Source organism: Bacteroides xylanisolvens XB1A, assembly GCF_000210075.1.
In the GTDB taxonomy this organism is placed as follows: Bacteria; Bacteroidota; Bacteroidia; order Bacteroidales; family Bacteroidaceae; genus Bacteroides; species Bacteroides xylanisolvens.
Genome location: NC_021017.1, coordinates 156,574 through 164,762, shown reverse-complemented (window position 1 = coordinate 164,762; position 8,189 = coordinate 156,574). Strand labels below are relative to the sequence as shown.

The 8,189-nt window shown below is 41.5% G+C and carries 5 protein-coding genes and 1 pseudogene; 3 read left to right on the top strand and 3 right to left on the bottom strand.

Annotation, left to right across the window (positions count from 1 at the left end; translation table 11 throughout):
* Nucleotides 1–222 (top strand): annotated as a pseudogene (locus tag BXY_RS00650) (GNAT family N-acetyltransferase); the annotation flags it as partial.
* Between the two features lie 72 nt (nt 223–294).
* Here BXY_RS00650 and BXY_RS00645 read toward each other — a convergent pair.
* The 3 genes from BXY_RS00645 to uvrA all read right to left on the bottom strand — a co-directional run bounded on the left by BXY_RS00645 (nt 295) and on the right by uvrA (nt 5,446).
* Nucleotides 295–1,854, bottom strand: coding sequence for a peptide MFS transporter (locus tag BXY_RS00645; protein ID WP_008022801.1), 1,560 nt, complete (start codon nt 1,852–1,854; stop codon nt 295–297).
* Nucleotides 1,855–1,951: 97 nt separating this feature from the next.
* Entirely contained in the window at nt 1,952–2,431 is a 480-nt protein-coding gene (gene ybaK / locus BXY_RS00640) for a Cys-tRNA(Pro) deacylase (RefSeq protein WP_015530970.1), read from the bottom strand.
* 189 nt (nt 2,432–2,620) lie between these two features.
* Nucleotides 2,621–5,446 carry an excinuclease ABC subunit UvrA gene (gene uvrA / locus BXY_RS00635; RefSeq protein ID WP_008643814.1) on the bottom strand — a complete coding sequence of 942 codons (2,826 nt, stop codon included), beginning with the start codon at nt 5,444–5,446 and terminating at the stop codon, nt 2,621–2,623.
* A 158-nt stretch (nt 5,447–5,604) separates the two neighbouring features.
* Here uvrA and BXY_RS00630 point away from each other — a divergent pair, with 158 nt between their 5' ends.
* Both BXY_RS00630 and BXY_RS00625 read left to right on the top strand, forming a co-directional pair.
* Entirely contained in the window at nt 5,605–7,371 is a 1,767-nt protein-coding gene (locus tag BXY_RS00630; RefSeq protein ID WP_009040512.1) for a PBP1 and LysM peptidoglycan-binding domain-containing protein, read from the top strand.
* Between the two features lie 7 nt (nt 7,372–7,378).
* Nucleotides 7,379–8,113, top strand: coding sequence for a porin family protein (locus tag BXY_RS00625; protein WP_004312709.1), 735 nt, complete (start codon nt 7,379–7,381; stop codon nt 8,111–8,113).
* The last annotated feature ends 76 nt before the right edge of the window (nt 8,114–8,189 follow it).

The following is an 8,189-nucleotide window of genomic DNA, read 5'->3' as shown; positions in this document are numbered from 1 at the left end:
CGCTTTCAGGGTACGCATTGCGGCAGTTTCTTATTTAAGGAAGCAATCAAATGTATCAAAGAGATGCATCCGGAACCTTGTCTGATGGAACTCAACGTGAATCGTAATAATAAAGCCTTGCAGTTTTACGAATACATGGGAATGAGAAAGTTACGGGAAGGTGATTTCCCGATTGGCAACGGGTATTATATGAATGATTATATTATGGGATTGGATATTTAATAAACCAAAATGCCCCGGAACAAGTATCGTGAATGTTCCGGGGCATTTTGTTATTTAGTCAATGACGGGATTCTATTTCGCTACGCGTTCCAGCCATTTTACCATTGAAAGCATTACAATCATAGAAGCACCTGTTGCGCCTACAAATACTAACCAGCAAGCCCAGATAGGAACAGTGGTATAAAGAATACCACCGATAAACAGCAGTGAATTACCCACAGCTGTTGCAGCCAACCAGCAACCTTGCATTAATCCCTGCAAATGAGGAGGAGCAACCTTAGATACAAACGATAATCCCAGAGGAGAAATGAACAATTCGGCAACTGTAAGGATGAAATACAGACCGATCATAATCCACGGAGTCACACGAATAGCATTTATTTCAGCAGCACTCATAGTACCCAACACCTCTTTCGAAGGCAATGTAAAGGAGAATACCATCAAGAATACATACGCTAATGCGGCAATACCCATACCGATGGCAATCTTCATCGGGGTAGAAGGTTCTTTACCATTCTTTTTCATTGAGCCGAACATCCACATGATAAATGGAGTCAGGAATACAACGAAGAACGGATTAACGCTCTGGAATATTTCAGCTCCCTTGATCTGCGTAAAACCTAAGTCGATATTAATAACACTCAAATCCACATAGTCACGGGCAAAATAAGTCAAAGAATAACCATTCTGGTGGAAAGATAACCAGAAGAAAATAACAACACCGAATACTGCAAACAAAGCATAGATACGTTGTTTGATTTCAGTAGCGCTCATTTGGATTTCTTCCTTATTCACAGTCGCAGTACCTTTACTGGTTTCCAATTTAGTCGCAGGATCCGGGAAGCGTTTCTTATTTGCCATATAAATAATCAGCGAAACAAGCATAGCACCAATAGCAGCCATAAAAGCATACTGAAAACCACGGTTAAATACATCAAGGTAGTTATTAACAAACATACCCATATCTGTTACAGGAGTCCCGTCAAGAACAACACTCTTAGCCAAAGTTGTCAGATTCTCCATTGCTTGTGGAGCCATATCATTTCCTTTTTCTAAATATTGATGGCACAATTCAGGTAAAGTGGCATCATAATCAAAATTGTTCACCTTCAGCCACCAGTTGCGCACACCAATAGCAATAAACGGTGCAAAAACAGCCCCAATATTGATAAACATATAAAATATCTGGAAACCGGCATCACGTAGGTTTGAATATTTAGGGTCATCATACATCTGGCCTACCAAAGCCTGCAGATTTCCTTTAAATAAACCATTACCAAAAGCAATCACCAAAAGTCCGAAACAGGTTAATCCCAGATAAAGAGCCATACTAGGAACAGGGGTCGGAGTAGGAATGGCAATAATCAAATAACCGATAGCCATTAATATCAGCCCTACTAAAATAGTGCCTTTGAAATTTTTCGTCTTATCAGCAATAACACCTCCCGCCAAAGCTAAAATATAAATGGAAGCATAGAACGCGGAATAAATGTATCCGGTAGTTGTCTCGGACAATCCAAATTTCGCTGAAATAAACAATGTCAAAATCGCCATCATAATATAGAAGCCAAAACGCTCTCCCATATTAGCTAAAGCTGCAGCAATCAGACCTTTAGGGTGTTTACTGAACATAGATATAAGTTTTTAGAATTAATAAATGATTGATTTAAATAAATATTTCTTGCAAATATATACTTTTTCTTGAGTTTTTGCACAATGATTTGTTAAACTACTCCTCAAATAAACGACAAATTTCTGCTCTGGATTCACGAATCAAATCTTCCGGAGCTATTTTTATCTGAAGTCCCCGCACACCGGCACTTACATAAATATACGGAAATTCCCGGCTGGTTTCATGAATATAAGTAGGAAAATGTTTCTTCATGCCGATAGGCGAACACCCTCCCCGGATATATCCGGTAAGTGGCAAAAGTTCTTTTACGGGAATCAAATCACACTTCTTATTACCCGATGCTTTAGCTGCCAGTTTCAAGTCAACTTCATGTTCTCCCGGAATGATACAGACAAAATATCCGCTTTTATCGCCATGCAGGACAAGAGTCTTAAACACTTGCTCAATGTTTTCTCCTAAATCTGCTGCTACATGAACAGCACTTAAGTCGTTTTCATCCACTTCGTAGGGAATCAGTTCATAGGCTATCTTAGCCTTATCTAACAGCCGTGCGGCATTTGTTTTATTGATTTTCATTTTCGTTGTATTTATACTTTCTATATCTGATAAATAAAGAATTAGCGGGAGACAAAGTCCTCTATGACTTTTATTAAGGCACGAATTACACGGCTCTAATTAAATAAAAACCATGTAATCCGCGCCTTAATTAATATGATTAGAGATAGTTGACTTTATTGGGGGAACGCCCTCACTCTATGCTTCAAATTAGAGCCCCAGTTCTTCGCGAAGAAACTTAGGTGTATATCCCTTAGGGCTCTTCGCAACCTCTTCCGGTGTTCCGTAACTAAGGAGTTCTCCCCCGCCCTTACCCCCTTCAGGGCCCATATCGATAATATAATCCGCCATTTTAATCACATCCAGATTGTGTTCGATGACGATAACCGTATTCCCTTTATCCACAAGCTTATTCAGTACTCCCATCAGTACACGGATATCTTCAAAATGAAGTCCGGTAGTCGGTTCATCAAGGATGTAAAGGGTCTTGCCTGTATCCCTTTTCGACAGTTCCGTTGCCAGTTTCACACGCTGGCTTTCTCCACCGGAAAGTGTGGTAGAAGATTGTCCCAACTTTATATATCCGAGTCCGACATCCTGCAATACTTTTATCTTACTCAAGATTTGCGGAACGTTTTCAAAGAATTCTACGGCACGGTTGATTGTCATGTCCAATACATCGGCAATCGATTTTCCCTTGAAACGTACTTCCAGTGTTTCCCGGTTATAACGTTTGCCGTGACATACTTCACAAGGCACATATACGTCAGGAAGGAAATTCATTTCAATTGTTTTATAACCATTTCCCGTACAGGCTTCACAACGTCCGCCTGAAACATTAAAGGAAAAACGTCCCGGCTTGTAACCGCGAATCTTAGCTTCCGGAAGACCTACAAACAGATTACGAATATCAGAAAACACACCAGTATAGGTAGCTGGATTGGAACGTGGCGTACGTCCCAAAGGTGATTGATCGACATTCACTACCTTATCGATGTTTTCCAATCCTTCAATCGAATCGTATTCCAAAGGATCCTGCAAAGAACGGTAGAACTTCTGCGATAGAATCGGCTGCAGAGTTTCATTAATCAAAGTAGATTTTCCGCTTCCTGATACACCTGTCACGCAAATTAGTTTACCTAACGGAAACTCTACATCGACATTCTTCAGGTTATTCCCTTTCGCTCCTTTCAACCAGATAGATTTCCCGTTTCCTTTTCTACGCTTGGCGGGGATTTCTATCTTCATCTTTCCATTCAGGTATTGCGAAGTCATCGTATCGGTCTTCAGCATCTCCTGGGGAGTTCCTGCAAAAACAACCTCTCCACCGAGACGTCCGGCTTTCGGTCCCATATCGATGACATAGTCGGCAGCCAGCATCATATCCTTATCATGTTCCACCACAATCACGGAGTTTCCCATGTCACGGAGTTCTTTCAAGGAGTTGATAAGACGTAAATTATCACGCTGATGCAGACCGATACTCGGCTCGTCGAGAATATAAAGCACATTCACCAATTGAGAACCAATTTGTGTAGCCAAACGGATACGCTGGCTCTCACCACCGGAAAGGCTGACAGAACTACGGTTCAACGCCAGATAATCCAAACCGACATCCAGCAGGAACTTCAAACGTGTACGAATCTCTTTCAGAATCTCCACTGATATTTTCTTCTGCTTATCGGAAAGGAATTCATCTACCTTCATCAACCAGTCATACAGCTCGTTGATGTCCATGTTTGCCAATTCATTAATATTCTTATCGTGGATGCGGAAATGCAGAGCTTCCTTATTCAGGCGAGCCCCTTTACATTCAGGACAAACCGTTGTTTTGGCAAATTGTTCCGCCCATTTCTGCGCTGTCGCAGAAGCATCTTTCTCCTGCAACATCTGAATATACTTCACCACTCCTTCATAGGTAACAAAGTAATCGGATGAAGTGCCGATCAGCGAACTCTTGATTTTAATCCGTTCGTCAGAGCCATACAACACTTCATCAATCGCATCGTCCGGCAACTCCTTAACCGGTGTTTTCAACGTTACATCGTACTTCTCAAGCAAAGCACCGATTTGCCAGAAAATCATCGCATTCTTATATTTTCCCAAAGGAGCTATCGCACCTTCGTAAATGGAAAGTTCACGATCGGGAATCACTTTGTCCACGTCAATCTGATTGACTACTCCCAACCCTTTACACTTCGGACACGCTCCTTGCGGTGAATTGAATGAGAAGTTATGCGGAGCAGGTTCACGATAAGACAACCCGGTGACAGGACACATGAGTCGCTTACTATAATGTCGGATACTTTCAGACTGGGCATCCAAAATCATCATCAGCCCGTCTCCCTGACGCATGGCAGTTGCCACACTCTGTTTCAGACGCCGGTCGTCTTTCTCTGCAACCACTAATTTATCGATAACCACTTCTACATCGTGGTTCTTATAACGGTCGAGCTTCATACCATGCGTGATTTCACGCACTTCTCCGTCTACTCGTACATATAAATATCCTTTTTTACGTATCTGTTCAAAAAGTTCTCTATAATGTCCTTTACGTGAACGTACCAATGGCGCCAGCAGATATATTTTCTTTCCTTTATAATCTTTCAGAATCAAATCCAGAATCTGCTCTTCGGTGTATTTCACCATTTCTTCCCCCGACAGATACGAATAAGCGATTCCCGCACGGGCATACAACAAACGGAGATAATCGTAGATCTCGGTAGTTGTTCCTACGGTAGAACGGGGATTTTTATTCGTTGTTTTCTGTTCAATGGAGATAACCGGGCTCAAGCCTGTTATTTTATCGACATCCGGACGTTCCAGATTGCCCAGGAAATTGCGGGCATAGGCTGAAAAAGTTTCGATATAGCGGCGCTGTCCTTCGGCAAAAATCGTATCGAAGGCTAAAGAAGATTTTCCACTACCGCTCAATCCGGTGATAACAGTCAAGCTATTACGGGGAATCTCGGCATCAATGTCCTTCAAATTGTGCACGCGCGCACCGTACACATTAATATATTCTGTTTCCTGCATATTCATATCCTTCCATAAATGTTGCAAAATTAATGTTTCCGCCCGAAATATGCTCCTAAAAAAGCACAATATTATTTTCTTAACTCAAATCTTATGAAGATATAGGGCATTATTTGTACCTTTGTTCCTTGATTTCAAGAACCAATAGTTATAATTTGATGAAACCGATAAACCGAATATTCTTATTTCTGCTTTTTATAAGCGTTTCATACGCTATCAGTTATGCACAGGAAAACCAATCTTATTTCTTGCATACCATCGAAAAAGGACAAAGTTTATACTCCATTTCCAAGATGTATAATGTCACTACGTCAGACATCATACGTCTGAATCCTGGTTGTGACGAAAAAATCTATGCCGGACAGACCATCAAAATCCCTACTGGGAAAGAAAGCCAGAAGGGAGAAACATTCCATACGATCCAAGCCGGAGAAACATTGTACAAACTGACAACGATGTATAATGTGTCCGCCAAAGATATTTGTGAAGCAAACCCAGGTTTGAGTGCCGAGAATTTCCGTATCGGACAAGTTATTCTGATTCCGCAGAAAAAAGAAGAACAAACTGACGCCGTAGTTCAAACGCCTACTGAACAATCGACTATTCAAGGTCCTGTTGTTCCGAGATGCAAAGATATGCATAAGGTAAAGCGCAAAGAGACTATATTCAGCGTGAGCCGTGAATACGGAATCAGCGAGCAGGAGTTGATTGACGCTAACCCGGAACTGAAAAAGGGAATGAAAAAGGGACAATTTCTTTGCATCCCCTACCCGGCAGCAACCACCGTACAACCTACACAGAAGGAAGATCCATACGCTGTTCCTCCCAGCAATAGCGAGCTTTTCCGCAAAAATAAGGAGACTCCCCAAAAGCTGTCTACTATTAAGGCTGCCTTGTTGTTACCTTTCCAGGAGGACAAACGCATGGTGGAATATTACGAAGGTTTCCTGATGGCAGTAGACAGTCTGAAACGTACGGGCGTTTCTCTTGATTTATATGTATATGACAGTGGAAAAGACATTTCTACATTAAATACGATTCTTGCCAAAAACGAGATGAAGAGTATGAATATCATCATCGGTCCGATGCATCAGAATCAAATAAAACCATTGTCAGACTTCGCGGAGAAGAACGATATACGCCTGGTGATCCCTTTCTCTCAAAAAGGAGAAGAGGTATTCAAAAATCCTGCTATTTATCAGATTAATACGCCTCAATCTTATTTATATTCAGAGGTTTATGAGCATTTCACCCGCCAATTCCCTAATGCGAACGTTATTTTCATCGAACCGTCGAGTGCTGACAAGGAGAAAGCGGAATTTATCAGCGGCTTGAAACAAGAGTTGAAGAGCAAAGGAATTCCTATGAGAACCGTCAGCGAAAGCGCAACTAAAGAAACATTGAAAGCAACACTTCGCAGTGATAAAGAAAACATTTTTATCCCGACATCGGGCAGTAATGTTTTACTGATTAAGGTACTCCCTCAACTGACGTTGTTAGTCAGAGAGAATCCTGCAGAAAAAATTCACCTGTTCGGCTACCCGGAATGGCAGACTTACACTAGAGATCATCTGGAAAATTTCTTTGAGTTGGATGTATATTTCTACTCTTCATTCTATACGAATACATTGTTCCCGGCAGCCGTGCAATTCACCAACGCTTATCATAAATGGTATAGTAAAGATTTGGCAAGCAAATACCCCAATTACGCAATGCTTGGCTTCGACACCGGTTTCTTCTTCTTGAAGGGATTATCGCTCTATAGCTCGGAATTGGAAAACAATCTGCCTAAGATGAACCTGACGCCAATCCAGACAGGATTCAAATTCCAGCGCGTGAACAACTGGGGAGGATTTATTAATAAAAAAGTGTTCTTCATACGTTTCACTAAGAATTTTGAATTAGTAAAACTTGACTTCGAATAATACGAAAATGATAAAGATAAAACCATTTTTGATTGCAACACTCCTACTTACGGGATTTGCTCTTCCTGCCACTGCCCAAATTGGAGAAGCACGCAGCAATTTATCAGTAGGTGTTAATGGAGGTGTCAACTTAAACAGTGTTTCTTTCACTCCCAGCATCAAGCAAAATAGCTTGATGGGAATTACCGGAGGCTTGACGGCACGTTATATATCCGAGAAGTATTTCGCCATGATTTGCGGTGCACAAGTCGAATTGAATGTATCACAAAGGGGTTGGGACCAATTGTTTGAAACGGTATCATTGGACGATAACGGATATGAAGTCACCTCGAAGGATCCGAGCAAAACTTATACCCGCAAAATGACCTATATTGATATTCCTTTTCTAGCCCATCTTGCTTTCGGACGAGACAGAGGATTACAATTCTTTGTTCATGCAGGTCCTCAAATCAGCTTTCTGATAAGCGAATCGGAAACAATAAAAGGTATTGATATGAACACCTTATCCAATACACAGAAAGCGGTGTATGGAGTTAAGATTCAGAATAAATTCGACTACGGTATTGCCGGTGGCGGCGGTGTAGAACTCCGAACAAAGAAAGCCGGTAGCTTCATCGTTGAAGGCCGTTACTACTTTGCGCTGTCCGACTTTTACAGCACCACAAAGAAAGACTATTTCGCCCGTGCAGCGCATGGAACAATTACCATAAAGCTCACGTACCTATTTGACTTGAAGAAATAAAATCCTCTCCCTCCTCCCTTTCGAGAGAAGGAGCTTGAATATCTACAAAGCATCGCTTTAGGGATACTCTTTAAAT